The organism is Streptomyces monashensis (genome assembly GCF_001866665.1).
Lineage (GTDB): Bacteria > Actinomycetota > Actinomycetes > Streptomycetales > Streptomycetaceae > Streptomyces > Streptomyces monashensis.
Map to the genome: position 1 here is coordinate 13,227 of NZ_MLYO01000100.1, position 26,942 is coordinate 40,168.

The 26,942-nt window shown below is 70.4% G+C and carries 27 protein-coding genes and 1 pseudogene; 26 read left to right on the forward strand and 2 right to left on the reverse strand.

Features of this window, described 5'->3' with window-relative positions:
• Nucleotides 1–148 precede the first annotated feature (148 nt).
• From dop to prcA, 5 genes are all read left to right on the forward strand, one after another.
• On the forward strand, nt 149–1,660 hold the full coding sequence (gene dop, locus BIV23_RS41770; RefSeq protein WP_342746415.1) for a depupylase/deamidase Dop: 1,512 nt from the start codon (nt 149–151) through the stop codon (nt 1,658–1,660).
• Between the two features lie 172 nt (nt 1,661–1,832).
• A complete protein-coding gene (locus tag BIV23_RS41775; protein WP_020939002.1) occupies nt 1,833–2,051 on the forward strand; it encodes a ubiquitin-like protein Pup in 219 nt (72 codons plus the stop codon).
• A 167-nt stretch (nt 2,052–2,218) separates the two neighbouring features.
• Nucleotides 2,219–2,707, forward strand: a complete 489-nt coding sequence (locus BIV23_RS41780; RefSeq protein ID WP_245790910.1) for an endonuclease VII domain-containing protein — start codon at nt 2,219–2,221, stop codon at nt 2,705–2,707.
• Nucleotides 2,659–3,504 (forward strand): proteasome subunit beta, encoded by an 846-nt coding sequence (gene prcB / locus BIV23_RS41785; RefSeq protein WP_071386232.1) that lies wholly within the window; start codon nt 2,659–2,661, stop codon nt 3,502–3,504. Before BIV23_RS41780 ends, prcB begins: the two co-directional genes overlap by 49 nt.
• A 64-nt stretch (nt 3,505–3,568) precedes the next feature.
• A complete protein-coding gene (gene prcA, locus BIV23_RS41790) occupies nt 3,569–4,324 on the forward strand; it encodes a proteasome subunit alpha (protein ID WP_071386233.1) in 756 nt (251 codons plus the stop codon).
• A 79-nt stretch (nt 4,325–4,403) separates the two neighbouring features.
• Here the strand turns inward: prcA and BIV23_RS41795 are convergent, their stop codons facing one another.
• Complete coding sequence (locus BIV23_RS41795; protein ID WP_071386234.1) at nt 4,404–5,420, reverse strand: LacI family DNA-binding transcriptional regulator; 1,017 nt, start codon at nt 5,418–5,420, stop codon at nt 4,404–4,406.
• A gap of 120 nt (nt 5,421–5,540) precedes the next feature.
• On the opposite strand from BIV23_RS41795, the gene BIV23_RS41800 reads away from it, so the two are divergent.
• The 16 genes from BIV23_RS41800 to BIV23_RS41875 all read left to right on the forward strand — a co-directional run bounded on the left by BIV23_RS41800 (nt 5,541) and on the right by BIV23_RS41875 (nt 21,975).
• Nucleotides 5,541–6,800 carry an MFS transporter gene (locus BIV23_RS41800; RefSeq protein ID WP_071386235.1) on the forward strand — a complete coding sequence of 420 codons (1,260 nt, stop codon included), beginning with the start codon at nt 5,541–5,543 and terminating at the stop codon, nt 6,798–6,800.
• Between the two features lie 9 nt (nt 6,801–6,809).
• The gene (gene pafA / locus BIV23_RS41805; RefSeq protein WP_071386236.1) at nt 6,810–8,171 is read left to right on the forward strand and encodes a Pup--protein ligase; all 1,362 of its coding nucleotides are present in this window, start codon (nt 6,810–6,812) and stop codon (nt 8,169–8,171) included.
• A gap of 142 nt (nt 8,172–8,313) precedes the next feature.
• Entirely contained in the window at nt 8,314–9,318 is a 1,005-nt protein-coding gene (locus tag BIV23_RS41810) for an FKBP-type peptidyl-prolyl cis-trans isomerase (RefSeq protein ID WP_071386237.1), read from the forward strand.
• An 84-nt stretch (nt 9,319–9,402) separates the two neighbouring features.
• Complete coding sequence (locus BIV23_RS41815) at nt 9,403–9,774, forward strand: FKBP-type peptidyl-prolyl cis-trans isomerase (RefSeq protein ID WP_071386238.1); 372 nt, start codon at nt 9,403–9,405, stop codon at nt 9,772–9,774.
• 119 nt (nt 9,775–9,893) lie between these two features.
• Nucleotides 9,894–10,847: a helix-turn-helix transcriptional regulator gene (locus BIV23_RS41820; protein WP_071386239.1), complete on the forward strand. Its 954-nt coding sequence runs from the start codon at nt 9,894–9,896 to the stop codon at nt 10,845–10,847.
• A gap of 14 nt (nt 10,848–10,861) precedes the next feature.
• A complete protein-coding gene (locus tag BIV23_RS41825) occupies nt 10,862–11,842 on the forward strand; it encodes a helix-turn-helix transcriptional regulator (RefSeq protein ID WP_071386240.1) in 981 nt (326 codons plus the stop codon).
• A 145-nt stretch (nt 11,843–11,987) separates the two neighbouring features.
• The gene (locus BIV23_RS41830; protein ID WP_071386241.1) at nt 11,988–12,281 is read left to right on the forward strand and encodes a hypothetical protein; all 294 of its coding nucleotides are present in this window, start codon (nt 11,988–11,990) and stop codon (nt 12,279–12,281) included.
• Nucleotides 12,282–12,291: 10 nt separating this feature from the next.
• On the forward strand, nt 12,292–12,486 hold the full coding sequence (locus tag BIV23_RS41835; RefSeq protein WP_071375763.1) for a hypothetical protein: 195 nt from the start codon (nt 12,292–12,294) through the stop codon (nt 12,484–12,486).
• A 260-nt stretch (nt 12,487–12,746) separates the two neighbouring features.
• Nucleotides 12,747–13,025: a Sec-independent protein translocase subunit TatA gene (gene tatA / locus BIV23_RS41840; protein WP_071375762.1), complete on the forward strand. Its 279-nt coding sequence runs from the start codon at nt 12,747–12,749 to the stop codon at nt 13,023–13,025.
• 47 nt (nt 13,026–13,072) lie between these two features.
• Nucleotides 13,073–14,023, forward strand: coding sequence for a twin-arginine translocase subunit TatC (tatC, locus tag BIV23_RS41845; protein ID WP_071386242.1), 951 nt, complete (start codon nt 13,073–13,075; stop codon nt 14,021–14,023).
• Between the two features lie 97 nt (nt 14,024–14,120).
• A complete protein-coding gene (locus BIV23_RS41850) occupies nt 14,121–16,973 on the forward strand; it encodes a DEAD/DEAH box helicase (RefSeq protein WP_071386243.1) in 2,853 nt (950 codons plus the stop codon).
• 346 nt (nt 16,974–17,319) lie between these two features.
• Nucleotides 17,320–18,993, forward strand: a complete 1,674-nt coding sequence (locus BIV23_RS41855; RefSeq protein WP_177240234.1) for a sensor histidine kinase — start codon at nt 17,320–17,322, stop codon at nt 18,991–18,993.
• Nucleotides 18,990–19,394 carry a roadblock/LC7 domain-containing protein gene (locus tag BIV23_RS41860; RefSeq protein WP_071375758.1) on the forward strand — a complete coding sequence of 135 codons (405 nt, stop codon included), beginning with the start codon at nt 18,990–18,992 and terminating at the stop codon, nt 19,392–19,394. Before BIV23_RS41855 ends, BIV23_RS41860 begins: the two co-directional genes overlap by 4 nt.
• Nucleotides 19,391–19,813 carry a DUF742 domain-containing protein gene (locus BIV23_RS41865; protein ID WP_071386245.1) on the forward strand — a complete coding sequence of 141 codons (423 nt, stop codon included), beginning with the start codon at nt 19,391–19,393 and terminating at the stop codon, nt 19,811–19,813. Before BIV23_RS41860 ends, BIV23_RS41865 begins: the two co-directional genes overlap by 4 nt.
• Nucleotides 19,794–20,414 (forward strand): GTP-binding protein, encoded by a 621-nt coding sequence (locus BIV23_RS41870; RefSeq protein ID WP_071386246.1) that lies wholly within the window; start codon nt 19,794–19,796, stop codon nt 20,412–20,414. The genes BIV23_RS41865 and BIV23_RS41870 overlap by 20 nt, the downstream gene beginning before the upstream one ends.
• A gap of 67 nt (nt 20,415–20,481) precedes the next feature.
• On the forward strand, nt 20,482–21,975 hold the full coding sequence (locus BIV23_RS41875) for a cytochrome P450 (protein WP_071386247.1): 1,494 nt from the start codon (nt 20,482–20,484) through the stop codon (nt 21,973–21,975).
• Nucleotides 21,976–21,980: 5 nt separating this feature from the next.
• Here BIV23_RS41875 and BIV23_RS41880 read toward each other — a convergent pair whose 3' ends face one another.
• The gene (locus tag BIV23_RS41880) at nt 21,981–22,916 is read right to left on the reverse strand and encodes a pseudouridine synthase (protein WP_071386248.1); all 936 of its coding nucleotides are present in this window, start codon (nt 22,914–22,916) and stop codon (nt 21,981–21,983) included.
• A 138-nt stretch (nt 22,917–23,054) separates the two neighbouring features.
• Between BIV23_RS41880 and BIV23_RS41885 the strand changes: the two are divergent.
• From BIV23_RS41885 to BIV23_RS41905, 5 genes and pseudogenes are all read left to right on the forward strand, one after another.
• Nucleotides 23,055–23,276, forward strand: a pseudogene (locus BIV23_RS41885) (GNAT family N-acetyltransferase); the annotation flags it as partial.
• 95 nt (nt 23,277–23,371) lie between these two features.
• Nucleotides 23,372–23,992, forward strand: coding sequence for a PadR family transcriptional regulator (locus BIV23_RS41890; RefSeq protein ID WP_071386249.1), 621 nt, complete (start codon nt 23,372–23,374; stop codon nt 23,990–23,992).
• Between the two features lie 179 nt (nt 23,993–24,171).
• Nucleotides 24,172–25,182, forward strand: a complete 1,011-nt coding sequence (locus BIV23_RS41895) for an ATP-binding cassette domain-containing protein (protein WP_071386250.1) — start codon at nt 24,172–24,174, stop codon at nt 25,180–25,182.
• Nucleotides 25,179–25,955, forward strand: coding sequence for an ABC transporter permease (locus tag BIV23_RS41900; RefSeq protein ID WP_071386251.1), 777 nt, complete (start codon nt 25,179–25,181; stop codon nt 25,953–25,955). The genes BIV23_RS41895 and BIV23_RS41900 overlap by 4 nt, the downstream gene beginning before the upstream one ends.
• 37 nt (nt 25,956–25,992) lie before the next feature.
• Nucleotides 25,993–26,931: a 5'-nucleotidase gene (locus tag BIV23_RS41905; protein ID WP_071386286.1), complete on the forward strand. Its 939-nt coding sequence runs from the start codon at nt 25,993–25,995 to the stop codon at nt 26,929–26,931.
• Nucleotides 26,932–26,942: the final 11 nt, after the last annotated feature.

Below are 26,942 nucleotides of genomic sequence, written 5' to 3' on the forward strand. Positions count from 1 at the left end.
TGATCTCCCCACCAGCGCAAAGGCGTTCTAGGCTCGTTCCTGCCGCCGAGTCGCGCCGCGCGGGGACGGGCACCGCGCACGCACCGGAGCCCCGGCGGTACGTGAGCGGCGCCCACGACCGAGGGCGCCGCCGGGCAAGGAGGGCCGCATGACCGTACGGCGAGTAATGGGCATCGAGACGGAGTACGGGATCTCCGTCCCCGGCCACCCCAACGCCAATGCCATGCTCACCTCGTCCCAGATCGTCAACGCCTACGCGGCGGCGATGCACCGGGCCCGCCGGGCCCGCTGGGACTTCGAGGAGGAGAACCCGCTGCGGGACGCACGAGGCTTCGACCTCGCCCGGGAGGCCGCCGACGCCAGCCAGCTCACCGACGAGGACATCGGCCTCGCCAACGTGATCCTCACCAACGGCGCCCGGCTGTACGTCGACCACGCCCACCCCGAGTACAGCGCTCCCGAGGTGACCAACCCCCGCGACGCCGTCCTGTGGGACAAGGCCGGCGAGCGGATCATGGCCGAGGCCGCAGAGCGCGCCGCCCAGCTCCCCGGCGCCCAGCCCATCCACCTCTACAAGAACAACACCGACAACAAGGGCGCCTCCTACGGCACGCACGAGAACTACCTGATGAAACGGGAAACCCCCTTCTCGGACATCGTGCGCCACCTCACGCCCTTCTTCGTCTCCCGCCAGGTCTTCGCCGGAGCCGGCCGCGTCGGCATCGGCCAGGACGGACACGAACACGGCTTCCAGCTCAGCCAGCGCGCCGACTACTTCGAAGTCGAGGTCGGCCTGGAAACCACCCTCAAACGCCCGATCATCAACACCCGCGACGAGCCGCACGCCGACGCCGAGAAATACCGCCGACTGCACGTGATCATCGGCGACGCGAACCTGTCGGAGATCTCGACCTACCTGAAACTGGGCACGACCGCCCTGGTGCTGTCCATGATCGAAGACGGCTTCATCGCGGTGGACCTCGCGGTCGACCAGCCCGTACGCACCCTCCACCAGGTCTCCCACGACCCCGGCCTCCAGCGCCTGATCACCCTCCGCAGCGGCCGCACACTCACCGCGGTCCAGCTGCAGATGGAGTACTTCGAGCTCTCACGCAAGTACGTCGAGGAGCGCTACGGCGTCGACGCCGACGAACAGACCAAGGACGTCCTGGCCCGCTGGGAGGACACGCTCAACCGGCTCGAGAACGACCCGATGAGCCTCGCCGGCGAGCTGGACTGGGTCGCCAAGCGAGAACTCATGGAGGGCTACCGCCGCCGCGACAGCCTCGACTGGGACGCGGCCCGGCTCCACCTGGTCGACCTCCAGTACGCCGACGTACGCGCCGAGAAGGGCCTCTACAACCGTCTGGCGGCCCGCGGCCGCATGAAGCGCCTGTTGGACGAGTCCGAGGTCGACCGGGCCCGCACGAAGCCGCCGGAGGACACACGCGCGTACTTCCGCGGCCGCTGCCTGGAGCAGTACGCGGACGACGTCGCCGCCGCGAGCTGGGACTCGGTCATCTTCGACCTGCCCGGCCGCGACTCCCTCCAGCGCGTTCCAACCCTGGAACCGCTACGCGGAACGCGAAATCACGTCAAGGAGCTCCTGGACCGCTGCCGCACGGCAGAAGACCTGGTCAGGGTGTTGTCGGGCGGCTGAGCGCGGCCGGCGGACAGCCGTGGCGCCCCGGGCGGGCAGGGTGGAAAACCCGCCGTCCGGGAATCATCGAGGTGGCCCCCGCACGTTGTGGAAACTGCGGGGCCGATGTCGGACCCGGCTTGTAGGGTCTGATCATCACCGATCGGCAGGCGAACTGAGCGGGGTGAGGGTTATGGCAACGAAGGACACCGGCGGCGGCCAGCAGAAGGCCACGCGTTCCACCGAGGAAGTCGAGGAGCAGGCGCAGGACGCGCAGGCTTCGGAGGACCTCAAGGAGCGGCACGAGAAGTTGTCGGATGACGTGGACTCGGTACTCGACGAAATCGATGACGTACTCGAGGAAAATGCCGAGGACTTCGTGCGCTCATTTGTGCAAAAAGGTGGAGAATAGCAGGCAAATCGGACATCGGGCCTTTGAAGTGAAGGCTGGCGGGGGGACGGGTGGCCGAGGAGCCAGACGCAAAGCAATGTGGGAAGTGTGGGCGGGAACTGTCCCTCGCGGCCTTCGCGAGGGACAGGAATCGGCGCGATGGCCTCCAGGTGCATTGCCGGGAGTGCGTGGCTGAGTACAGCGCTGCGCATTACCGGCGTCGCCGGGCGGCAATGGGTAGGCCTGTCCGGGAGAAGGTTGACGTCCCGGTCGGGCACAAGCTCTGCCGGACATGTGGCGAGATCAAGCCACACAGTGAGTGGCATCGCAACGCGACTGCGTCCGACGGCTTGTCCACGCGCTGCAAGGCCTGCCGGGCGGTGCAGGGACGGCAGGACCATCTGAAGCGCAACTACGGCCTCACCGAAGCCGAGCGCGACGCGATGATCGCCGCCCAGCGTGGGCTCTGTGTGATCTGCCTGGATGCTCTGCCCGTGCATGTGGATCACTGCCACAAGACGGGTAGGGTCCGAGGCGTACTGTGCTTCAACTGCAACTCGGCCATCGGCAAGTTGGGTGACGACCCCGACGCCGTGCGCCGGGCCGCTGCCTATCTGGAAGGAAACTCGTGGAAGCCAATACTCGTGGCACCGGGCGTCTACCAGCTGCCTTCCTGACGCCGGGCTCTTCTTCGTTCATGGACTTCCTCTCCGAGCACCAGCCCGAGATGCTGCCGGGCAATCGGCGGCTGCCGGCCACCCAGGGCGTGCTGGAGGCGCCGCACGGTACGACCATCGTGGCCGTGACGTTCCCCGGCGGCGTCGTGCTGGCGGGTGACCGGCGGGCGACGATGGGCAATGTCATCGCCCAGCGGGACATCGAGAAGGTCTTCCCGGCGGACGAGTACTCGGCGGTGGGCATTGCCGGCACCGCGGGTCTGGCCGTCGAGATGGTCAAGCTCTTCCAGCTGGAGCTGGAGCACTTCGAGAAGGTCGAGGGTGCCCAGCTGTCCCTGGAGGGCAAGGCCAACCGGCTGTCGACGATGATCCGCTCCAACCTCGGCATGGCCATGCAGGGCTTGGCCGTGGTGCCCCTCTTCGCGGGGTACGACCTGGACCGTGAGAAGGGGCGCATCTTCTCGTACGACGTCACGGGCGGTCGCAGCGAGGAGCACAACTTCGCGGCGACGGGCTCGGGCTCGATCTTCGCGCGTGGTGCGATGAAGAAGCTGTTCCGTGACGACCTGACCGAGGAGCAGGCCACCACTCTGGTGGTCCAGGCCCTCTACGACGCGGCAGACGACGACTCGGCGACCGGTGGTCCCGATGTCGCCCGCCGGATCTACCCGATCATCACCGTGATCACCGAGGACGGCTTCCGCCGGCTCACCGAGGGCGAGTCCTCGGAGTTGTCCCGCGCGGTGCTCCAGCGCCGTCTGGAGGAGCCCGACGGCCCCAAGGCCGCCCTGCTCTGAGGCGGCGGGCCCCGGTTCTTATCAAGGTGATCCAGTGACCACGACAGAAAGGGACGGATAACCGGTGTCGACGCCGTTCTATGTCTCACCCCAGCAGGCCATGGCCGACCGGGCCGAGTACGCCCGCAAGGGCATCGCCCGCGGTCGCAGCCTGGTCGTGCTGCAGTATGCCGACGGCATCGTGTTCGTCGGCGAGAACCCGTCCCGTGCGCTGCACAAGTTCAGCGAGATCTATGACCGGATCGGTTTCGCGGCCGCCGGCAAGTACAACGAGTACGAGAACCTCCGCATCGGTGGTGTGCGCTACGCGGACCTGCGCGGTTACACCTATGACCGTGACGACGTCACGGCGCGTGGTCTCGCCAATGTGTATGCCCAGACGCTGGGCACGATCTTCTCCTCTGCCGCCGAGAAGCCGTACGAGGTGGAGCTGGTCGTCGCCGAGGTGGGGGAGACTCCCGAGGGTGACCAGATCTACCGGTTGCCGCACGACGGCTCGATCGTGGACGAGCACGGCTCGGTCGCGGTGGGCGGCAACGCCGAGCAGATCAGTACGTACCTGGACCGTGAGCACCGTGACGGCATGACCCTGGCCGAGGGGCTGAAGCTTGCGGTGCAGGCTCTGTCCCGTGAGCCCAACGGTACGCAGCGGGAGATTCCCGCCGAGCGTCTGGAGGTCGCGGTGCTGGACCGTACGCGGCCGCAGAAGCGCAAGTTCAAGCGCGTCGTCGGCCGTCAGCTCGCTCGTCTGCTGGAGGCGGACGGTGCGGCGACCGAGGCGGAGAGCGCCGAGGAGGCCGAGGAGTCGGGCGAGGAGTAGCCTGCCGCCTCGTCCTGCTCAGGTGTGCCCCGGCCGTTGTCCTGGCCGGGGCACATGTGTTTTCGGTCGTCCGGTCTGCTCAGCGGCCCGGTGGCGGCGCCGTGGAGCCCCGGACGACCAGGTGGACCGGGATGTCGCCGCTCTCGGGCAGGGCGCCTTCCAGGACCGCCAGCAGGGCGCGCATGCCGCGTTCGCCGAACAGCTCGGCGTCCAGTCGTACGGTCGTCAGCTCGGGGTCGATGGCGGTGGCCAGGGCGAGGTCGTCGAGGCCGGTGACGGAGATGTCGTCCGGGATGCGCAGGCCGAGGCGGCGTATGGCCTTGTAGGCGCCGGCGGCGAGTTTGTCGTCGTCGCAGACGACCGCCGTGGGGCGTGGGCCGGGTGTGGTGAGCGCGGTCTCGGTGGCGGCCAGGGCGCCTTCGATGGAGATGGGGGCGCGGGCGGTGTGTACCTGGGTGCCGGGTACGGCTGCCATGCGTGCGGCCAGCTCCCGTGCGCGCAGTTCGAAGGTCCAGGAGGGCACGTCCGCGGCGAGGTGCAGCACGCGGCGGTGGCCGAGGCTCAGCAGGTGGTCGGCGACCTGGCGGACCCCGTCGCCGATGTCCAGGTTGACTGTGGCGGCGCCCAGGCTGCCCTCCGGGTCGCTGTCGAGCATCACGAGGGGTAGCTGGTCGCCGCGGATGGCGGTGAGTGCGTCGGCGGCCATGGAGGAGGCGAGGACGCCGTCCAGGGCGGTTTGCGCGGAGGCGAAGGGGTCGCGGGCGGGGCCGATGCCTTCGGGGGAGGGGTACAGGACGACGCCGAAGCCGTGCTCGGCTGCGACGCGTGCGGCGCCGGTGTAGACGCCTGCGAAGAATTCTGTGGTGAGGGCGGGGACGACGAGCAGGACGGTGCGGGTGCGGCCGAGGCGGAGGTTGCGGGCGGCGAGGTTGGGCCGGTAGCCGAGTTCGCGTGCTGCTTCGCGGACTCGTTGTGCAGTGGTCTCGGACACGCGTCCGCGCCACTTGTCGCCGAGGACGAGGGAGACGGCGGCCTGCGAGACTCCGGCCGCTTGGGCGACGTCACGGCTGGTCGGTCGCGTGCTGCTGCGTGCCACCGTGGTTGCGCTCCTTCACCTGGACGTCCGAACAGCGCACATGGTACGTATGAGGGAGGACGTTATACGTAACACGTGGGGCGGGCGGGGCTCCGCGTGCGAGCTGCTGAGGGGCAGGACATGGCCACCGGATACCTGGGGATACTCCGGGCGCGGCACGCGCTGCGGCTGCTCACGGGCACGCTGGTCGGCCGGCTGCCGAACGCGACCGCGGCCATCGCCCTGGTGCTGTTCGTGCGTGCCGAGGGCGGCACCTACAGCCTGGCCGGTGCTCTGGCGGCCGTGTACGGCGTCGCCAACGCGGTCGGCCAGCCGGTGCTGGGCCGGCTCGTGGACCTGTTCGGGCAGCCGCGCGTCCAGCTGCCCGCCGCGGTCCTCGCCGCCGCCTGCATGGCCGTCTTCGCGTTCTGCGGCACCGGTCCGCTGTCTCTCGCCTATGTGTCCGTCGCCGCGGCGGGCCTGTTCGCGCCGCCTCTGGAGGGCGGCCTGCGTGCCCTGTGGCCGTCCGTGCTGCGCGGCGAGGAGCAGGTGCATACCGCGTACGCCATGGACGCGATCGCGCAGGAGGTCATGTTCACGGTCGGGCCGCTGCTGGTGACCCTGTGCGCGTCCGTGTGGGACGCGCGCGCCGCTCTGCTCGTGCTGAACGTCCTCGGTGTCCTCGGCGCGCTCTCGGTGGTCGTCTCGCCGCCCTCGCGCGCGTGGCGTTCGGCCCCGCGCGAGGCCCATTGGCTCGGTGCTCTGCGCTCGGCCGGCCTGCTCGCCCTGCTCGGCGCCTTCCTGTTCGTCGGCATGGCGCTGGGGTCCATCACGGTCGCGTCCGTGTCGTACGCCGACGGGCACGGCGGTGACGCGGTCTACGGCTGGATGATGGCCGGGCTGGGGCTGGGCGCGCTGGTCGGGGGCGCGGTCTACGGCGCCCGCCAGTGGTCCGGCGCGCCCGAGCGGCGACTGCGGTTCCTGGTGGCGCTTCTGGCGGTGTGTTACCTGCCGCTCATGCTGGTGCCGGGCGCGGTGTCCATGGTGCTGCTCTCGGTCGTCTCGGGGGTGTTCCTCGCGCCCTGTATCGCCTGTGCGTTCATCATCGTCGACCGGCACGCGCCGAGGGGTACCGTCACGGAGGCGTTCTCCTGGCTTGTCACGACGTTCACCGTGGGTGCCTCGGTCGGTACGGGGCTCGCGGGTCCGGTGGTCCAGGCCGGGGGCACGGTGTGGGGTTTCGCCGTTCCCGGTGTCGCGGGCGCCGTGTCGTTGCTGGTCCTGCTCGTCACCGGGCGGGTCCTCGCAGCTCCCGCGCGGGGCGCGGTGGTTGCGGCTTCATCGGAAACTGATCCAAATCGTGCTGTCGAACCCCGTTTCAGCTCGGGGGATCGGGCGTAATGTTCAGTCATGGACCGCCGCATTTTCGGGCTGGAGAACGAGTACGGTGTCACGTGCACGTTCAGGGGACAGCGCCGCCTGTCGCCTGACGAGGTGGCGCGGTACCTCTTCCGCCGTGTCGTGTCATGGGGCCGCAGCAGCAATGTCTTTCTGCGAAACGGCGCCCGGCTCTATCTCGACGTGGGCTCACATCCGGAATACGCGACACCCGAATGTGACAACGTGATCGAACTGGTCACCCACGACAAGGCCGGCGAGCGCATTCTCGAAGGACTCCTGGTGGACGCGGAACGACGCCTGCACGAGGAGGGAATCGCAGGCGACGTCTACCTCTTCAAGAACAACACCGACTCGGCGGGCAACTCCTACGGCTGCCACGAGAACTATCTGGTGGCGCGGCACGGGGAGTTCTCCCGGCTCGCGGACATCCTCATCCCCTTCCTGGTCACCCGGCAGCTGCTGTGCGGCGCGGGCAAGGTGCTCCAGACGCCGCGCGGCGCCGTGTACTGCGTCAGCCAGCGTGCCGAGCACATCTGGGAGGGCGTCTCCTCGGCCACGACCCGCTCGCGGCCCATCATCAACACCCGCGACGAACCCCACGCGGACGCGGAGCGCTACCGCCGGCTGCACGTCATCGTGGGTGACTCGAACATGTCCGAGACGACCATGCTGCTCAAGGTCGGGGCGACCGATCTGGTGCTGCGCATGATCGAGGCGGGCACCGTGATGCGCGACCTGACCCTGGAGAACCCGATCCGGGCGATCCGCGAGGTCAGTCACGACATCACCGGCCGCCGCAAGGTGCGGCTGGCCAGCGGCCGGGAGGCCTCCGCGCTGGAGGTGCAGCGCGAGTACTTCGACAAGGCCGTGGACTTCTGCGACCGCCGCGGCATCCGTACCGGCACGGTCGCCCGGGTGCTGGAGCTGTGGGGCCGCACGCTCGACGCGATCGAGGCCGAGGAACTGGACCGGATCGGCACCGAGATCGACTGGGTCATGAAGTACAAGCTCATCGAGCGGTACCGGGCCAAGCACAACATGACCATGTCGCATCCGCGGGTCGCGCAGATAGACCTCGCCTACCACGACATCCACCGCCGCCGCGGCCTGTACTACCTGCTGGAGCGCAAGGGCCAAGCGACGCGGGTCTGCGACGACTTGAGGATCTTCGAGGGCAAGTCGGTTCCTCCGCAGACCACTCGGGCCCGTCTGCGTGGCGACTTCATCCGCCGGGCGCAGGAGCAGCGCCGGGACTTCACGGTCGACTGGGTCCATCTGAAGCTCAACGACCAGGCACAACGCACCGTGTTGTGCAAGGACCCGTTCCGTTCGGTGGACGACCGGGTGGAAAAGCTCATCGCCGGAATGTGACGAAGGATTCCGAGTCGGGCGTTTCCGTACCGCAATGCCGGAACGCCACACGGGCGCCGTACGTTTCCCGTACGGCGCCCTTCTCGCGTCGTAGAGTTGCGCGCACGCCAATCCACAAGATCGACCGATTACGAGGCCTTCCGTGCGCCGACGCTCACTCCTCCTCGCCGCCGTCCCCGCGGGACTGGTCACGCTCTCCGCGTGCGGTGACAACAAGTCCGCCTCCGGCACGACGAGTGCCTCGCCGACGCCCTCGGTGTCCGCGGCACCTCCGCCGAAGATCGTGGCGGGACCGCTGCCGGCGATCACGGCGGGCACGAAGTTCGGCGAGAAGCCGACGGTCGCCAAGGGCGCGGGTGAGCCGTCGAAGGACCTCGCGGTCAAGACGGTGATCGCGGGCAGTGGCCGCACGGTCGCCGAGAACGACTTCATCAAGGCGAACTACCTGGGCCAGATCTGGGACACGGCCAAGGTCTTCGACAACTCCTACGACCGCAGGCGCCCGCTGGTCATGCAGCTCGCGCAGGGCAGCATCATCGACGGCTGGCGGTACGGTCTGACGGGCAAGAAGGTCGGCAGCCGCGTCCAGATCGCCGTCCCGCCCACGTGGGGCTACGGCACGTCCGGTGAGCCGCAGGCAGGCATCAAGGGCACCGACACCCTGGTGTTCGTCATCGACGTGATCGAGTCGTACAACTCCAAGAGTTCCGTCACGGGCAAGGCGGTCGCGCAGAGCGACGCGGCCCTGCCGAAGGTGGCCGCCAACACCGACGGCGAGGTCCCGAAGGTCACGGTCCCGAAGACCGCCCCGCCGAAGAAGCTCGTGTCGACCTATGTCCTGGAGGGCGACGGCGAGGAGCTGAAGGCCGACCAGACGGTGCTGTGCCAGTTCCAGGGCCTGGTCTGGGACGGCGGCAAGACGTTCCAGCGGACGTACGGTTCGGGCCGGCTCGCGCAGTTCTCGCTGGAGCGGATGCAGCAGACGGTCAAGGGCCTGGCGCAGGGCCTGACCGGCAAGAAGGTCGGCAGCCGCGTGCTGATCGTGGTCCCGCCGGAGCTGGGTTACGGCGACACCCCGCCGAGCGGCGGCCCCGTCGGGAAGGGTGCCACCCTCGTGTTCACGGTGGACGTGCTCGCCGCGATGTAGCTCCGGGCCCCGGTGGCGGGCGGGGGAGCCGCGGGGATGAAAGACTGTCCGTGATTCGTGTCGTACACAAGCAGGAGCTTTGACGTGAGCATCGAGAAGCCCGAGATCGACTTCCCGGGCGGCGAGCCCCCGAAGGACCTTGAGATCAAGGACATCTGGGAGGGTGACGGGGCGGAGGCCGTGGCCGGCCAGAACGTCACCGTGCACTACGTGGGCGTCACCTTCGAGACGGGTGAGGAGTTCGACGCCAGCTGGAACCGCGGCAAGCCGTTCGCCTTCCCGCTGGGTGCCGGCCGGGTCATCAAGGGCTGGGACCAGGGCGTCCAGGGCATGAAGGTCGGCGGTCGTCGCCAGCTGACCATCCCCGCCCACCTCGCCTACGGCGACCAGAGCCCGAGCCCGCTCATCCCGGCGGGTTCGACCCTGATCTTCGTGGTCGACCTCCTCGCCGTCTGATCGGATCCGATCGGTCGGGGCCCATGCCTGCCCGGGCATGGGCCCTCGCTTTTGCCACCGCACCGAGGAGCGGTACGGTCGTCGGTCGGAAGCATGAAAAGGGGAGGCGAAGGGCGTCGATGGCCATTGCCAAGGCCGAGCGGCTGATGAACCTCGCGCTGTGCCTGCTCGGGGCGCGCCGGCCGCTGAGCAAGCGTGAGCTGCGGGGGTCCGTCGAGGCCTATCTGGAGGCGGGCTCGGACGACTCCTTCAACCGCATGTTCGAGCGGGACAAGGACGACCTGCGCGAGCTGGGCCTGGTCATCGACACGGTCGAGAACCTGGACGGCGAGGTGGGCTACCTCGCGCGCCGCGACAGCAACCGCCTGCCGCCCATCACCCTGGACGCCGAGGAGGCCGCCGCGCTCGGCCTGGCCGCCAAGGTGTGGCAGCAGGCGCGGCTCGCCGGTGCCGCGAGCGGCGCCCTGCAGAAGCTGCGGGCCGCGGGGCTCCCGGAGGACGTCGATCCGTACGAGGCGCACGGCGCGCTGGAACCCCGTATCCCGGTGCACGAGGCCGCGTTCGAGCCGCTGATGCTGGCCTGCCGCGACCGCCGTCCGGTCCTCTTCGAGTACCGCAAGGCCTCCGCCGCCCACCCCGAGCCCCGGCACGTCGAGCCGTGGGCCCTGGAGTGCTGGCGCGGGCACTGGTACCTGGCCGGCTTCGACCGCGACCGGGGTGCCGAGCGCGTCTTCCGGCTGTCCCGGATCACCGGCCGGGTCCGCTCGCGCGGCACGGGCTTCACCGTGCCCGTGCCGGACGTGGTCACCGTGCGCGAGACCGTCGCGAGCTGGGCGGGCGAGATCGCCGACCGCTCGGCGCTGATCCGGCTGCGCGCCGGCTCCGGGTACCCCCTTCGGGCGAAGGCCACCGAGGTCCGGGAACTCGGCGACGGCTGGGACGAGTTGGAGATTCCGTACGGGCACGGCCTGGACGCCTGGCTGGTGGAGTTCGGGCCGGACGTGGTGGTGCTGGAGCCGGCCGAGCTGCGCGCGGACGTCGTGGACCGGCTGCGCGCCGTGGCCAAGGGCTGAGGGGGAGCGGAACTGTGGCAGGCAAACCGGTCAGGCCCGTGAACGCCATCGACCAGACCCGGCGGATGCTGTCCCTGGTCACCTATCTCAGGGAGCGCCCCGGCGCGCGGATCGCGGACGTCGCCCGCGCCTTCGGCATCACCGAGGACGAGCTGGTCTCCGACCTCGATCTGCTGCCCATGTGCGGCACCAGCTTCCGCGGCGGCGACCTGCTGGACATCGACACCGACGGCGAGCGCATCTGGTGGCACAACCCGGCGGCGCTCGGCGAGGAGGCCGCGGAGCCGCTGCGGCTCGCCGCCGACGAGGCCACGGCCCTGCTGGTGGCCGCCCGCGCGGTCGCCACGCTGCCCGGCCTGCGCGAGGGCGACCGCCAGGCCCTGCTGCGGGCCACCGCCAAGGTGGAGGCCGCGGCCGGGGAGACGGCCGGCGCCAGCTCCCGGCTGTCGGTGACCTTCGAGTCCGAGGGCGGCGTCTTCGCCGACGTCGACCGGGCGATCTCCGAGCGTCGCCGGCTGTGGATCCGCTACTACTCCCCGGCCCGCGACGAGGTCACCGAGCGCGAGATCGACCCCATCCGCCTGGTCAGCGTCGGCCACACCTATGTCGAGGCCTGGTGCCGCCGCTCCGAGGCCCGGCGCACCTTCCGGCTCGACCGGGTCGCCGAGATCCGGATCCTGGACGAGCCGTCCGCACCACCCGAGATAGAGCTGCGGGACCTCTCCGAGGCCCTGGTGCAGCCGGCCGCCGAGGACCCGGAGGTGGTGGTCGAGGTCGGCCCCGGCGGCCGCTGGGTCGCCGAGTACTACCCGCACGACAGCGCCGATGAGCTTCCCGACGGCGGGCTGCGTATCACTCTGCGCACCCCCGACCCGGCCTCCCTGCGCCGCCTCGCCCTACGGCTCGGCGCCGACGGCCGGATCGTGTCTCCGCCGGAACTGGCGGAGAGCGCCCGGAGGGCGGCCGGAGAGGCTTTGGCGGCATACGCGGAGTGAGCCGGCGCCGCTGCGGGGGTGCGGGGCTGTGGGAGCGATGCGGCTCCGCCGCGGGGGCGCGAGCGGCCCCGACGGCGCGGCAGCCGCGCGGTGCGGCACATCACGGCACGACGGCTGGCGAACAACCACAACAAGGAGCAGGCCCATGACCGAGTCTCCGGTGACCACTGCTGGTGGCATGACCGTGGCATCCGCCTTCGCCGGGATGCGCAGAGTCGCCCCCGTGATGTTCAGGGCGGGCTGCCCGGACTGCCGGGGCCGCTTCGAGCTCGCCGCGAGCGCGCTGCGCCTGGCCATCGGCGCCTCCAGCCGTACGACGTTCTACTCCTTCACCTGCCCCGACTGCGGCGCCGCCGTCCGCAAACCGGCCGGTGAGCGCATCGTCGAGCTGCTCACGGGAGGCGGGGTCAGGACGCTGCGTCTGCACTCCACCGTCTAGTCTCGTCGTCATGTTCTGGCCGATGTGTGCGGTAGCGCTGGGTTTCCTGGGTCTCGTCGTCCTGGGGGTGCTCGCCGTCCGGGTCTTCCTGGCGGCGCGGCGCCTCGGACTGCAGGTCGCCGACTCCGGGCGCCGCATCAGCAGGGCGGCCGAGGACCTGGAGCGGGCGGCCGTCAGCGCGGCCCGTGCCGCCGATTCCCTGTGAGCCCGCCCGCGGGCCCCCGGTGAGTAGTGCGACGCACGCGCTCCGGGACCCTTCGCCCTGTCACGCTGCCCGTCGGGACAGGTACGCTGCTTGTCGCGGTGCGGAGAACGAGGCCCGTTCCGTGGACCGGGAGTACGCAAGGGGATTGCTTCGTGTTTACCCCCCGGCGTTACGATCGCTGCCAGCACGACCATCGGACGCATGTCCGACTGATCGGACAGCATCCCACCCCAGCCGCCTCGGTGAGAAGGTAAAGACTTATGTTCGGAAGGCTCGGAGCCCCCGAGATCATTCTCATCCTCGTCGTCATCTTCCTGCTGTTCGGCGCGAAGAAGCTTCCGGACATGGCCCGCTCGCTCGGCAAGTCCGCGCGGATCCTCAAGAGCGAGGCCAAGGCGATGAAGGAGGAGGGCAACGCCTCCGCCCAGGCGCCCGCCTCCGACGAGCAGGCCCAGTCCCAGCGCACCATCCAGGCGGCCCCCGGCGACGTGACCAGCTCGCGCCCGGTCAACGAGCCGACGGACACCACCCAGCGCTGACGCACGGCCGGAAGCCCCCGGCCTGCCGCACGAGATGAGGACGTGGGTTGCCCAAGCCCGCCCGCAAGAAGGAGAAGGATCCCGAGGGGCGTATGCCTCTCGCGGATCACCTCCGTGAGCTCCGCAACCGGCTCGCGAAGGCAATGCTGGCCATCGTCGTCGTGACGATCGTCGCCGCCTTCTTCTACAACGACATCATCAACTTCCTGACCAAGCCGATCCTCGACTCGGTCGGTTGCGCACAGAGCTTCGAGCAACTGGCGAAGACCAAGGCTGGTCACCAGTGCGCGGAGATCACCATCAACGGCCTGCTCGCGCCGTTCACCCTGGCCCTCCAGGTCTCGCTGATGGCCGGTGTCGTCACCGCCTCGCCGATCTGGCTGTACCAGCTGTGGGCCTTCGTCGCGCCCGGTCTGCACCGGCACGAGAAGAAGTACGCCTACGCCTTCGTCCTCATCGGCGCCCCGCTGTTCTTCGCCGGTGCCTTCTTCGCGTACGAGGTGCTGCCCACCACGGCGAAGGTGCTGATCGACTTCACGCCGAGCGGCAGCATCAAGAACCTGCTGCCGCTGGACGACCTACTCCAGCTGGTCACGCGCATGGTGATCGTCTTCGGCCTCTCCTTCGAGCTGCCGCTGCTGCTGATCTTCCTCAACCTCACCGGCATCCTGAGCGGCCAGCGCATGCTCGGCTGGTGGCGCGGCATGATCCTCGGCATCACGATCTTCGCGGCCGTGGCCACGCCGAGCACCGACCCGCTGTCCATGCTGGCCCTGGCCGGCCCGATCTGGCTGCTGTACTTCGCCGCGACCGGCTTCTCGCTGATGAACGACAAGCGCAAGCGCCGTCGTGAGGAGGCGGGCCCCGCCGACGACGAGGCCTCCGAACTGGACCTCACCCCCGAGGCCATCGACGAGGCCGAGCCGGTCCCGGCCAGCCGGGCGCTGCCGGAGCCGCCGGGCACGGACCGGGTCAACGGCTACGACGACGTGACCTGATCCCGCACCCGCACCACGACCCTCACCGAGCCGCGCACGCTGCCCCCGCCCAGGTGGACGGGGGCAGCGTCGTGTCACGTGGCACACGATCGGGATAATGATCGTCCGGTTGTCAGTGGGGCCCGGTACGCTCGAAAGCACGATGACAGAGGACCTCTCACCGGCCGAGCGGTACGCGGCAGCCCGCAGGCGGGCAGCCGAGCAGGCCACCGCGCTCGCGTCCTTCCGCGAGATGTACGACTTCGGCCTCGACCCCTTCCAGATCGAGGCCTGCGAGGCGCTCGAAGCGGGGAAGGGCGTGCTGGTGGCCGCCCCCACCGGCTCGGGCAAGACGATCGTGGGCGAGTTCGCCGTCCACCTCGCCCTCCAGCAGGGCAAGAAGTGCTTCTACACGACACCCATCAAGGCGCTGTCGAACCAGAAGTACGCCGACCTGTGCCGCCGCTACGGCACCGACAAGGTCGGCCTCCTCACCGGCGACAACAGCGTGAACTCCGAGGCCCCGGTCGTCGTGATGACCACCGAGGTCCTGCGGAACATGCTGTACGCCGGCTCCCAGACCCTCCTCGGCCTCGGCCACGTGGTCATGGACGAGGTGCACTACCTCTCCGACCGGTTCCGCGGCGCCGTCTGGGAAGAGGTGATCATCCACCTGCCCGAGTCCGTGACGCTGGTGTCGCTGTCGGCGACCGTCTCCAACGCCGAGGAGTTCGGTGACTGGCTGGACACCGTCCGCGGCGACACCGAGGTGATCGTCTCCGAGCACCGGCCCGTCCCGCTGTTCCAGCACGTGCTCGCCGGCCGCCGGATGTACGACCTGTTCGAGGAGGGCGAGGGCCACAAGAAGGCCGTCAACCCCGACCTCGTGCGCCTCGCCCGCATGGAGGCCACCAGACCGTCGTACCAGGACCGCCGCCGCGGCCGGGCGATGCGCGAGGCGGACCGGGAGCGGGAGCGCAGACAGCGCTCGCGCGTGTGGACGCCGGGCCGGCCCGAGGTCATCGAGCGACTCGACTCCGAGGGCCTGCTCCCGGCCATCACCTTCATCTTCAGCCGCGCCGCCTGCGAGGCCGCCGTACAGCAGTGCCTGTACGCGGGCCTGCGGCTCAACGACGAGGAGGCACGCGCCCAGGTGCGGACCCTGGTCGAGGAGCGCACCGCCGCCATCCCGTCCGAGGACCTGCACGTCCTCGGGTACTACGAGTGGCTGGAAGGCCTGGAGCGGGGCATCGCCGCGCACCACGCGGGCATGCTGCCGACCTTCAAGGAGGTCGTGGAGGAACTGTTCGTGCGCGGTCTGGTCAAGGCCGTCTTCGCGACCGAGACGCTCGCCCTCGGCATCAACATGCCCGCCCGCTCGGTGGTGCTGGAGAAGCTCGTCAAGTGGAACGGCGAGCAGCACGCCGACATCACGCCGGGCGAGTACACCCAGCTGACCGGCCGCGCGGGGCGCCGCGGCATCGACGTCGAGGGCCACGCCGTCGTGCTGTGGCAGCGCGGCATCAGCCCCGAGCACCTGGCCGGTCTCGCGGGCACCCGTACGTACCCGCTGCGCTCCAGCTTCAAGCCGTCGTACAACATGGCGGTCAACCTGGTCGAGCAGTTCGGCCGGGCCCGCTCGCGCGAGCTGCTGGAGACCTCCTTCGCGCAGTTCCAGGCGGACCGGTCGGTCGTCGGGATCTCCCGCCAGGTGCAGCGCAACGAAGAGGGACTCGCGGGCTACCAGGAGTCGATGACCTGCCACCTCGGCGACTTCGAGGAGTACGCGCGACTGCGCCGCGAGCTGAAGGACCGTGAGACGGAGCTGGCCCGGCAGGGCGTCAACCAGCGGCGCGCCGAGGCCGCCACCGCCCTGGAGAAGCTCAAGCCGGGCGACGTCATCCACGTCCCCACGGGCAAGTACGCCGGCCTCGCCCTCGTGCTCGACCCGGGCCTGCCCGCCGGCCGGGCCACCGGACACCGCGGCTTCGACCACCACGACGGCCCGCGCCCGCTGGTGCTCACCGCCGAACGGCAGGTCAAGCGGCTGGCGTCGATGGACTTCCCGGTGCCGGTCGAGGCGCTGGACCGGATGCGGATCCCGAAGAGCTTCAACCCGCGCTCGCCGCAGTCCCGTCGGGACCTCGCCTCCGCGCTGCGCTCCAAGGCCGGGCACATCCCGCCGGAGCGGGCCCGCAAGAAGCGCTCGCAGGCCGCCGACGACCGCGAGATCGCCCGGCTGCGCACGGCCATCCGCGCGCATCCCTGCCACGGCTGCAACGACCGCGAGGACCACGCCCGTTGGGCCGAGCGGTACCACCGGCTGCTGCGCGACACCTCGCAGCTGGAACGCCGGATCGAGGGGCGTACGAACACCATCGCGCGCACCTTCGACCGCATCGTGGCCCTGCTGGCCGAGCTGGACTACCTGCGCGGCGACGAGGTCACCGAACACGGCAAGCGGCTCGCCCGGCTCTACGGCGAACTCGACCTGCTGGCCAGCGAATGCCTGCGGGCCGGTGTCTGGGAGGGCCTCGCTCCCGCGGAACTCGCCGCGTGCGTCTCGGCGTTGGTGTACGAGGCACGGCTCAGCGACGACGCGATGGCGCCGAAGCTGCCGTCCGGCAAGGCGAAGGCCGCGCTGGGGGAGATGGTCCGGATCTGGGGCCGGCTGGACGCCCTGGAGGAGGACTTCCGGATCAACCAGACCGAGGGCGTCGGCCAGCGCGAGCCGGACCTCGGCTTCGCCTGGGCCGCGTACATGTGGGCCTCCGGCAAGGGGCTCGACGAGGTGCTGCGCGAGGCGGAGATGCCGGCCGGTGACTTCGTGCGGTGGTGCAAGCAGGTGATCGACGTGCTGGGGCAGATCTCGGCGGCGTCTCCCTCCGAGGGCTCGACCGTGGCGAAGGCTGCGCGCAAGGCTGTTGATCAGTTGCTCCGGGGTGTGGTCGCCTACTCGTCCGTGGGGTGACCCGTGGGGTGACCCGACCTGCCGGAGTCTGAAGGGGCCGCATTCTGCGGCCCCTTCACTCGTTACGGTGAGTCGCTTTCGCACGCCCTGAAGTCATTACCGCACGTGTTCGAATCGCAGCCGTGCGTATAAATGGGGCCGAGCGTACTCCTGTTGCGAGGGCGATTTCAGGTGCTTGCTGAATATGACACGGCGATGATCCGGTCGGACTAAGCTCGCCCGCGGCGCACCGAGTTGAGGTAATTCGCGCGCTTGTTCCCAAACAGGTGATAGATCCCTTCAGTTCCATGAACCTTCCCCCCACAAGCACCTCCGACACCCAGCCGATTCGTCTCAGAAGGCATCCATGGTGAGTGTTCAGAAGCCGCCCGGTCGCCGTGAACGTCCCTATGCGCGCGTGCTGTTGCCACCGGCCATAGTGATGGCCGCCGCGACCGGGGCGGCGGTAGCCCTGGCGCCACAGTCCGCGCGGCTCGTCGCCGGCGCGGTCGGGGCCCTGGCCCTGCTCCTGGTCCTCGCCCTGGGCGCGGAGGCCGCCCGGCGCGGCCGCAGGCTCCGCGCGGAACAGGCCGAGCACGCCCGTCACACCGCGTATCTGGAACACCGGATCGCCGCCCAGGACCAGTTGATCGAGAAGTTCGCCACGGACGTCATCCCCACCGGTCTGCTGCACCTGCGCGCGGGCGCCCCGCTGCGCACCGTGCTGGCCAACGTCTACGACGCCGACCCCGAGCTGCGGGCGCTGCCCCCGATGTACCGCGAGATGTTCCGGGTCGGGCTGCGCGGCGCCGACCACGAGATCTCGATGCGCGACGCGACCGAGCGCTCCTTCGTGACCATCGCCCGCCGCGTCCAGGCCATCGTCCACCAACAGGCCAAGGAACTGCGGGAGATGGAGGAGGACCACGGCCGTAACGCCGAGGTCTTCGACGACCTGCTGCGCATCGACCACGGCACCTCGCTGATCGGCCGGCTCGCCGACACCATCTCCGTCCTCGGCGGCGGCCGGCCGGGCCGCCAGTGGCCCCTGCCGGTCTCCCTCTACAGCACGCTGCGCGGTGCCATGTCGCGCATCCTGGAGTACCGCCGTATCCAGCTGAACTCCATCGTCAACATCAACATCAAGGGCACCGCCGTCGAGCCGGTCATCCACGCCGCCGCGGAGCTCCTCGACAACGCCACCCGCTACTCACCGCCCTCGACCAAGGTGCACGTCACCGCCACCGAGGTGCAGACCGGCGTCGTCATCGAGATCGAGGATGCCGGTGTCAGCCTCAGCGAGGAAGGCCGCGTCCGCATCGAGCGGATGATCGAGGACGCCAAGAACGGCGACGACGCGCACAACCTCGGCGAGAACCCGCGCCTCGGCCTCGCGGTCGTGGGCCGGCTGTGCAAGATGTTCGACATGGAGGTCTCGCTGCGCGCCTCCGCCTACGGCGGCGTCCGGGCGATCCTCATCGTTCCGCGCGTCATGACGACCACCGAGCCCGGCGTGGGCGCCGCCCACGGCATCGGCGCGACCGGCATCCCCAAGCCCGAACTCGGCGCGGTGGAGGGCCCGAAGCGCCGGCCCAAGAAGCGCCGCCCGACCAGCCCCAAGATCCCCGCCGGGATCTCCATGGAGGACGACGTCCCCGTCGTCACCGAGTGGACGGCGGGCGGTCTGCCGCAGCGCCGCAGCAAGGTGAAGACCCCGCTGAGCCAGCGGTACGCCGAACAGGCGGAGATCGAGCGCGCCGAGCGCGAGGGCAGGCCGACCATCTGGTCGCAGGCCAAGCGCGAGCCGGAGCCCGAGCCCGAGCTGGACCCCGAGATCAAGAAGCTCCGGGAGCGGCCGATCGGCCAGGGGATCGAGGACTTCTGGAACGGCCTGCGCAAGGGCATGCCCGAGGACGCCACCGGCCCCGAACTGACCGACTTCACGAGGCACCCGGAAAAGTACGTGCACCTGCTCAACGACTACGCCGACGAGCCCGCCGAGGGCGCCACCGAGGCCTATGACGAGGGGGACCTCAAGTGATCCAGCAGCGAGGCAACATCGACTGGATGCTCAAGCAGCTCAACGACGGCGTGCCGGGCATCGAGATGATCGTGGTCCTCTCCGCCGACGGACTGCGCATCGCCCGCTACGGCGGCGACCCCGACGCCGCCGACCGGGTGGCCGCCGCCTGCGCGGGCGTGCAGAGCCTGGCGGGCGCCATCATCCAGGAGCTGCCCGGCGCCGGTGACATGCAGGTCGTCGTCTTCGAGATCGAGGGCGGCTACTTCTACCTCATGAACGCCGGCGACAACGCCTACCTCGCCGTACTCGCCGACGTGACCTGCGAACCCGGCCGGATGAGCGGCATGATGCGTGACCTGGTCGTCCGGATCGGCGCCCACCTCACCAGTCCGCCCCGGCGGAACGGGCAGACCGTATGACTCCTCCACGACGCAAACGGCGCCGACCGCAACCGCCGCCTCCTCCGCTGCCGACGCCGCCGGCCCCCGAGCCGCCGGACGGCCAGGCCGAGCCCAAGAACCCCGAGCGGCTGTACGCCTTCGCCGAAGCCGAGGACGGCGCGCGCGCCGAACTCGACCTCGTGACGTTAATCGTGGCGCGCTCCGCACCTCAGCCGGGCGCCTCGCCGGAGCACACGGCGGTGTTGCGGCTGTGCGTCGCCCCCCTGTCCGTGGCCGAGCTGTCGGCCTATCTGAACCTGCCGTTCAGCGCGATGACCGTACTGATCACCGAACTGATCACGGCCGAACTGGTGCAGGCGCGCGCCCCGATCGTCCGACAGGCGCTCCCCGACCGTTCACTCCTCGAAGCGGTGATGCATGGACTTCAACGGCTCTGACACCCTCCCCGGCCCACGTACCGAGGATCATCTGCCGCACACCACCCAGGCGGCGGTGAAGATCGTGATCGTGGGCGGCTTCGGTGTCGGCAAGACCACCATGGTCGGTTCCGTCAGCGAGATCAGGCCGCTGACCACCGAGGAGACCATGACCCAGGCCGGCATCGGCGTGGACGACAACTACGGCTCCGACACGAAGACGGCCACCACCGTGGCCATGGACTTCGGCCGCATCGGCATCACCGACCGGCTGGTGCTCTACCTGTTCGGCACCCCCGGCCAGGAGCGCTTCTGGTTCCTGTGGAACGGCCTGTTCGAAGGCGCGCTCGGCGCCGTCGTCCTGGTCGACACCCGGCGCCTGGAGGTCAGCTTCGACGTCATGGACCGGCTGGAGGAGCGCGGCGTGCCCTTCGTCATCGCCGTCAACTCCTTCCCGGACGCGCCGCGTTACGCGGTCGAGGAACTGCGTACCGCGCTCGACCTGGCCCCGGAGATCCCGATCATCGAGTGCGACGTACGCCGCCGGGCCTCCAGCAAGGACGTGCTGCTGACCCTGATGCGCTTCCTGCACTCCATCGCCCTGTCGGGCGCCCGCGCCTGACCCGCGGGCCACAGCCCCCACACCCTTATCGGCCCTCACCACCTTATTTCTGTTCCGGAGCGACACCGTGACGTCTGAACCCACGTCCCTGACCGGCACCGATCCCTTTCCCGGCCCCCCTCCCGGCTGCCCCGCGCACGGCCGCGGCCCCGGCGCGCTGCACCGCCTCTACGGCCCCGACGCGGAGGAACTGGGCGACCTCTACGAAAGCCTGCGGGAGGAGCACGGCTCCGTGGCGCCCGCGCTGCTGCACGACGACGTGCCGATGTGGGTGGTCCTCGGGCACGCCGAGAACCTCCACCTGGTGCGCAGTTCCTCCGTGTTCACCCGCGACAGCCGGATCTGGACCCCGCTGGCGGACGGCACCGTCAAGCCCGACCACCCGCTCATGCCGCACATCGCCTGGCAGCCGATCTGCTCCCACGCCGAGGGCGACGAGCACCAGCGGCTGCGGGCGGCGGTCACCGCGGCCATGGAGACCATCGAGCACCGCAGCCTGCGCCGGCACATCGGCAGCTACACCCAGGAACTGGTCAACAGGTTCTGCGAACGCGGCCGCGCCGACCTGGTCTCCCAGTTCGCCGAGCATCTGCCGATGGCCGTCATGTGCGAGATCCTCGGCATGACCGAGGAGTACAACGACCGGATGGTGCAGGCCGCCCGGGACGCCCTGAAGGGCACCGAGACCGCCATCCAGAGCCACACCTACGTCATGGAGGCGCTGAGCCGGCTCACCGCCCGGCGCCGCGCCCAACCCGAGGACGACTTCACCAGCCACCTCGTCACCCACCCCGCCGGACTCAGCGACGACGAGGTCCGCGAACACCTGCGGCTCGTCCTCTTCGCGGCCTACGAGGCCACCGCGAACCTCCTCGCCAACGCGCTGCGCATGGTGCTGACCGAGCCGGGCTTCCGCGCCCAGCTCAGCGGCGGCCAGATGACCGTGCCGGAGGCGATCGAGCAGTCCCTGTGGGACGAGCCGCCCTTCAGCACCGTCCTGGCGTACTACGCCAAGCAGGACACCGAGCTGGGCGGACAGCGCATCCGCAAGGGCGACGGGCTGCTCTTCGCGCCCGCGCCGGGCAACCTCGACCCGCGGATCCGCCCCGACCTGTCCGCGAGCATGCAGGGCAACCGCTCCCATCTCGCCTTCGGCGGCGGCCCGCACGAGTGCCCCGGCCAGGACATCGGCCGTGCCATCGCCGACGTCGGCGTGGACGCGCTGCTGATGCGGCTGCCCGACGTGCAGCTCGACTGCCCCGAGGACGAGCTGAGCTGGCGCTCCTCCATCGCCTCCCGGCATCTGGTGGCCCTGCCCGTCCGCTTCGAACCGAAGCCGCAGCAGGACGTCGGGATGCCGCCGCGGCCGATGGCGGTCTCGGCACCGCGCTCCGGCTGGCAGGTCGGTACGCTGCGCACGGACCCGGCGCCGGCGACCACGCCGCCGCCGGCCGCTCCCCGCCCCGCCCCGCCCGCGCCCGCACCCGTGCCCGCGGCCCCTGAGCCGGTGCGGAAGCGGGGGGTCTGGCAGCGGTTGCTGAGGTGGTGGCGGGGGGAGTAGCGGTCCTACGGGGCGCTCCGCACCAGCGTGTCGAGCACGCGTCCGCTCGCGAACGCGTGCTCCACGCCCGTCACCGGATCCCTGAACTCCAGCCGCCGTGCGAGCAGTTGGAGAGGCCGGCCGAAGTCGTCGGGCGGGACCGGGGCGGTCACCTCGGGGTAGAGCGGGTCGCCGAGGATGGGTATGCCGAGGGCGTTCAGATGGACGCGCAGCTGGTGGGTCTGGCCGGTGGCCGGCACCAGTCGGTAGCGGGCCAACCCGCCCCGGTGCGCGGCCAGTTCCACATACGTCTCGGCGTTCGGCTCGCCTTCGACCTCGCGGGCGGCCTGCACCCCGCGCTCCTTCACGATCCGGCTGCGCACGGTGCGCGGCAGGGCCAGCCCCGGGTCGTACGGCGCGACGGCCTCGTACTCCTTGCGGACCCGCCGGTCCCGGAACAGGTTCTGGTACGCGCCGCGCTCCTCGGGCCGTACGGTGAACAGCACCAGCCCTGCTGTCAGCCGGTCCAGCCGGTGTGCGGCGCCCAGCGTCGGGAGGTCCAGCTCGCGGCGCAGCCGGGCCAGCGCGGTCTCGGTGACGTGCGAGCCGCGCGGCGTCGTGGCGAGGAAGTGCGGCTTGTCGGCGACGACGATGTGCGCGTCCCGGTACACGACCTCCACCGGGAACGGCACCGGCACCTCGGCGGGCAGTTCGCGGTGGAACCACACGAACATCCCGGGCCGGTACGGCGCGTCCGGCGCCACCGCCCGCCCGTCGGCGCCGACGATCAGCCCCGCGGCGAGCATGCCCTCGACCGTCCCGGGCCCGGCCCCCGTGAGCCGTTCCACCAGATGCTCCCGCACGGTGGCCCACGCTCCGTCGTGCGGCAGCCGGAGCCGTACGGGATCCACCCCGTCGCGCTGGGGCAGCGGGGCGGGCGGGGGCGGGGTACGGCGTCTCATCGGGGTCAAGGGTACGAGGTGACGGGCGGGCGGGGCGCCGGGAAAAGGGGTGGGCCGGGCGAGCGCCGGGGTCGGCAGGACGCGGATCATGATCGAGTGGTGGCGCGCGGGCTGGGAGGGCCAGGTCGCCTGCTGGACGGCCGCGGTGTCGCGGTCCGGGCCACCACCGCGCCGTCCCGGTGGGCGTTCGGGGAGATCGGACTCCACCGCCTCGAACTGTCCCACGCCACCGCCTGCGAAGCCTCCTGCCGGGTGGCCGTGAAGGCCGGGTTCGCCGCGGAGGGCACCCGGCGCAGTGCCCACCTGCACCCCGACGGCCGGCACGACATGCCTGTGCACGCCCGCCCGCGGAGCGACTGAGCCAGACGCGATACATCGTGTGTATTGACCGTTGCGATGCATACGCGATATGTTCGGCTGCGGATATTCGATATCGAGGGGTCTGAGGGGGCGTCATGGCCGGGAAGCGCCGCAAGCTCGGCAATCCGCTGGCACTCGCCGTCCTGGTGACCCTCTGGCAGAAGCCGATGCATCCGTACGAGATCGCCCAGACCCTGCGCCGCCAGGGAAAGGACACCAGCACGAAGATCAACTACGGCTCGCTCTACACGGTCGTGCAGAACCTCGAAAAGCACGGCTTCGTCGAGGTGACCGACGTGGAGCGGCAGGGCAACCGCCCTGAGCGCACGGTGTACGGGCTCACCGAGGCCGGCCGCGAGGAGATGACCGAGTGGTTGTCGGACCTCATGGCCGTTCCGGCGAAGGAGTACCCGATCTTCGCGAGCGCTCTGTCCCTCGTGGGCGCGCTGCACCCCGACGAGGTGGTGCGGCTGCTGGAGGAACGGCTCGCGGCCCTGGAGTACCAGGCCGCGGCGGCGCGGGGCGGGCTGGAGAAGCTGTACGAGACGCTGCCGAGGCTCTTCCTCGTCGAGACCGAGTACCAGGTGCACATGATCCTCGCGCAGGCGGAGTGGGTCCGCGGCTTCCTGGAGGAGATCAGGAAGGGCTCACTGCCCGGCGTCGAGGAATGGCGGCACTTCCACGAAACGGGGGAGCTGCCCGCGGAACTCACCTGAGAACTCAGCTGAGAAGAACGACCCCGACGGGCTGTTGCAGCAGCTCCGCCGGGGTCTCGAACCCCGAGACGGACCCGCCGTGCGGCGGCTCCGGGCGATCGAGGTGCGGCACACCCAGGATAGCCCGGCGCTCTCGCACGCGGATCTTCCACGTCCGCTCAGTCAGGAGAGCAGTCGTCATGAACACCCGTGCGCCCGCGGTCGAGGCGCGTCAGCTGATCAAGACCTATCCCGGTGATGTCACGGCGCTGGGCGGCATGGACCTCACCGTGGCACCGGGCACCGTCTTCGGACTGCTCGGCCCCAACGGCGCGGGCAAGTCCACCACCGTCAAGATCCTCACCACCCTGGCCCGCCCCGACTCCGGCACCGCCACGGTCGCCGGGCACGACGTGCTGCGCCACCCCGACCGGGTGCGCCGCGCGATCGGCGTCGTCGCCCAGCACTCCGGCGCCGACCCGGTCGCGACGGGCCGGGAGAACCTCCAACTCCAGGGCAGGCTCTACGGGTTGCGCGGCAGCACGCTGGAGCGCCGGGTCGACGCGCTGCTGGAGCGCTTCGCCCTCGCCGACGCCGCCCGCCGCCCGGTCAAGGGCTACTCGGGCGGCATGCGCCGCCGCCTGGACGTGGCCCTCGGGCTGGTGCACCGGCCCGAGGTGCTCTTCCTCGACGAGCCGACCACGGGGCTGGACCCCGAGGCGCGCGCCGCGATGTGGGAGGAGATCGGCCGGCTGGCCGGCGAGGAGGGACTGACGATCCTGCTCACCACCCACTACCTGGAGGAGGCCGACCGGCTCGCCGAGCGCATCGCCATCGTCGACCGCGGCCGGATCGTGGTCGAGGGCACGCCGGACTCCCTCAAGGGCGAACTGCGCGGGGACGCCGTCCACGTGGAGCTGCGCGAGCCGGTCGGCGAGGCGGGGCGCGCCCTGCTCACCGCCGCCCTGACGGCCGTACCCGGCGTGCACGAGGTGCTGTGCGAGGGGCGCCGGATCAGTGTGCGCGCCGACGACGGGGCGGCCTCGGTGCCCGCCCTGCTCGCCGCGCTGGACCGCGCCGGGGCGGGCGTTGCCTCGGCCACCGTCGCCCGGCCCTCACTGGACGACGTCTACCTCCGGCACGCCGGCCGTCACTACGCCGGGGCCGGGGCCGACACGGCGCTCGCGGGCCTCGCGGGAGGTGTGCGATGAGCACCGCCGTCACCCAGACCTGGTACATGACCCAGCGTCAGCTGCGGGTGTTCGCCCGGCAGCCCGCCTACGCGGTCATCACGCTGATCCAGCCGGTGATCTGGCTGTTCCTGTTCGGCAGCCTCTTCAGGAAGGTCGTCCGGCTGGGCGGCTTCGGCACCACCTCGTACCTGGACTACCTGGTGCCGGGCGTGGTCGTGATGAGCGCCCTCGGCGCCAACATGTGGGCCGGGATGGGCACGCTGGAGGAGATCCAGCGCGGCACCCTCGACCGCTTTCTGACCACCCCGGTCAGCCGGGCCGCGCTGATGAACGGCAACGTCGTCAACAACGGCCTGGTCACCGCGTTCCAGTCGGTGGTCATCGTGCTGCTCGGCCTGCTCGGCGGCGCGGACTACCCCGGCGGCGTCGGCGGCATCGTGCTCCTGGTGCTCGCCTCCGTCCTGCTCGGCACGGTCTTCGGGGCACTGTCCAACGCGCTCGGCATGGTCGTGCGCGAACGGGAGTCCATCATCGGTATCAACACCTTCCTGCTGCTGCCGCTGACCTTCCTCTCCAGCGCCTTCATGGCACCGGCCCAGATGCCCGGCTGGATGCGGGACATCGCCGACTTCAACCCCGTCAACTGGGCCATGGTGGCGGGCCGTTCGGCGATGTCCGAGCGGCCCGACTGGGGCGACGTGCTCGGCCGGGGCGGCGCGCTGCTCGCCCTCGCGGTCGCGGCGGTGTGGCTGTCGATCCGTACCGTCCGCTCCTACCAGCGGTCGGTGTGACGGTTTCCGGTGGCCGGCCGGTGTGAAGATGGAGGGCATGCCGCCCTACGACCTCGCGGACCGACTCGTCGTCGGTGTCGCCTCCAGCGCCCTGTTCGACCTGCGGGAGTCGGACGCCGTCTTCCGCGAGCAGGGCGAGGAGGCCTACCGGGCCTACCAGGAAGCGCACGTGGACGACACGCTGCGGCCCGGCGTCGCGTTCGCGTTCATCCGCCGGCTGCTGTCGCTCAACGACCTCGGCGAGCCGGGCGATCCGCTCGTCGAGGTCATCATCCTCTCCCGCAACGACCCCGACACCGGCCTACGGGTCATGCGCTCCATCCAGGCCCGTGAACTGCGCATCAGCCGAGCCGTGTTCATGCAGGGAAGGGCGCCGTACGCGTTCGTCACCGCGCTGAACATGTCCCTGTTCCTGTCCGCGAACGGCGCCGACGTGCGCGAGGCGGTCGCCGCCGGACTGCCGGCCGGGCATGTGCTCGGATCGTCGTACGCGGACGACCCCGCGGACGGGGAGCTGCGGATCGCGTTCGACTTCGACGGGGTGCTCGCCGGTGACGCCGCCGAACAGGTCTACCAGTCCGGCGGGTTGGAGGAGTTCCGCGAGCACGAGACCCGCAACGCCGCGACCCCGCACGATCCGGGGCCGCTGCGCGACTTCCTGGCCGGCGTCAACCGGATACAGCGGCGCGAGGAGGAACGGCGCCGGACCGACCCGGACTACCCGAGCCGGGTGCACGTCTCGCTCGTGACCGCGCGCGCCGCGCCGGCGCACGAGCGGGCCGTACGGAGCCTGAAGCAGTGGGGCGTGCGGGTCAACGACGCCTTCTTCCTCGGCGGGATCGAGAAGGGCGCGGTCCTGAAGGTGCTCCGGCCGCACATCTTCTTCGACGACCAGGTGACCCACCTGGAGAGCACGTCCCGGACCACGCCCAGCGTGCACGTCCCGTTCGGCAAGCTCAACGAGGCGGCCCCCTGAGGCCGTCCGGA

Coding starts and splice junctions, on each gene's coding strand:
- dop (WP_342746415.1), top strand. CDS start 149: ATGACCGTACGGCGAGTAATGGGCATCGAGACGGAGTACGGGATCTCC.
- BIV23_RS41775 (WP_020939002.1), top strand. CDS start 1,833: ATGGCAACGAAGGACACCGGCGGCGGCCAGCAGAAGGCCACGCGTTCC.
- BIV23_RS41800 (WP_071386235.1), top strand. CDS start 5,541: ATGGCCACCGGATACCTGGGGATACTCCGGGCGCGGCACGCGCTGCGG.
- pafA (WP_071386236.1), top strand. CDS start 6,810: ATGGACCGCCGCATTTTCGGGCTGGAGAACGAGTACGGTGTCACGTGC.
- BIV23_RS41820 (WP_071386239.1), top strand. CDS start 9,894: ATGGCCATTGCCAAGGCCGAGCGGCTGATGAACCTCGCGCTGTGCCTG.
- BIV23_RS41830 (WP_071386241.1), top strand. CDS start 11,988: ATGACCGAGTCTCCGGTGACCACTGCTGGTGGCATGACCGTGGCATCC.
- BIV23_RS41835 (WP_071375763.1), top strand. CDS start 12,292: ATGTTCTGGCCGATGTGTGCGGTAGCGCTGGGTTTCCTGGGTCTCGTC.
- tatA (WP_071375762.1), top strand. CDS start 12,747: ATGTTCGGAAGGCTCGGAGCCCCCGAGATCATTCTCATCCTCGTCGTC.
- BIV23_RS41850 (WP_071386243.1), top strand. CDS start 14,121: ATGATCGTCCGGTTGTCAGTGGGGCCCGGTACGCTCGAAAGCACGATG.
- BIV23_RS41855 (WP_177240234.1), top strand. CDS start 17,320: ATGGTGAGTGTTCAGAAGCCGCCCGGTCGCCGTGAACGTCCCTATGCG.
- BIV23_RS41865 (WP_071386245.1), top strand. CDS start 19,391: ATGACTCCTCCACGACGCAAACGGCGCCGACCGCAACCGCCGCCTCCT.
- BIV23_RS41870 (WP_071386246.1), top strand. CDS start 19,794: ATGGACTTCAACGGCTCTGACACCCTCCCCGGCCCACGTACCGAGGAT.
- BIV23_RS41880 (WP_071386248.1), bottom strand. CDS start 22,916: ATGAGACGCCGTACCCCGCCCCCGCCCGCCCCGCTGCCCCAGCGCGAC.
- BIV23_RS41890 (WP_071386249.1), top strand. CDS start 23,372: ATGGCCGGGAAGCGCCGCAAGCTCGGCAATCCGCTGGCACTCGCCGTC.
- BIV23_RS41895 (WP_071386250.1), top strand. CDS start 24,172: ATGAACACCCGTGCGCCCGCGGTCGAGGCGCGTCAGCTGATCAAGACC.
- BIV23_RS41900 (WP_071386251.1), top strand. CDS start 25,179: ATGAGCACCGCCGTCACCCAGACCTGGTACATGACCCAGCGTCAGCTG.
- BIV23_RS41905 (WP_071386286.1), top strand. CDS start 25,993: ATGCCGCCCTACGACCTCGCGGACCGACTCGTCGTCGGTGTCGCCTCC.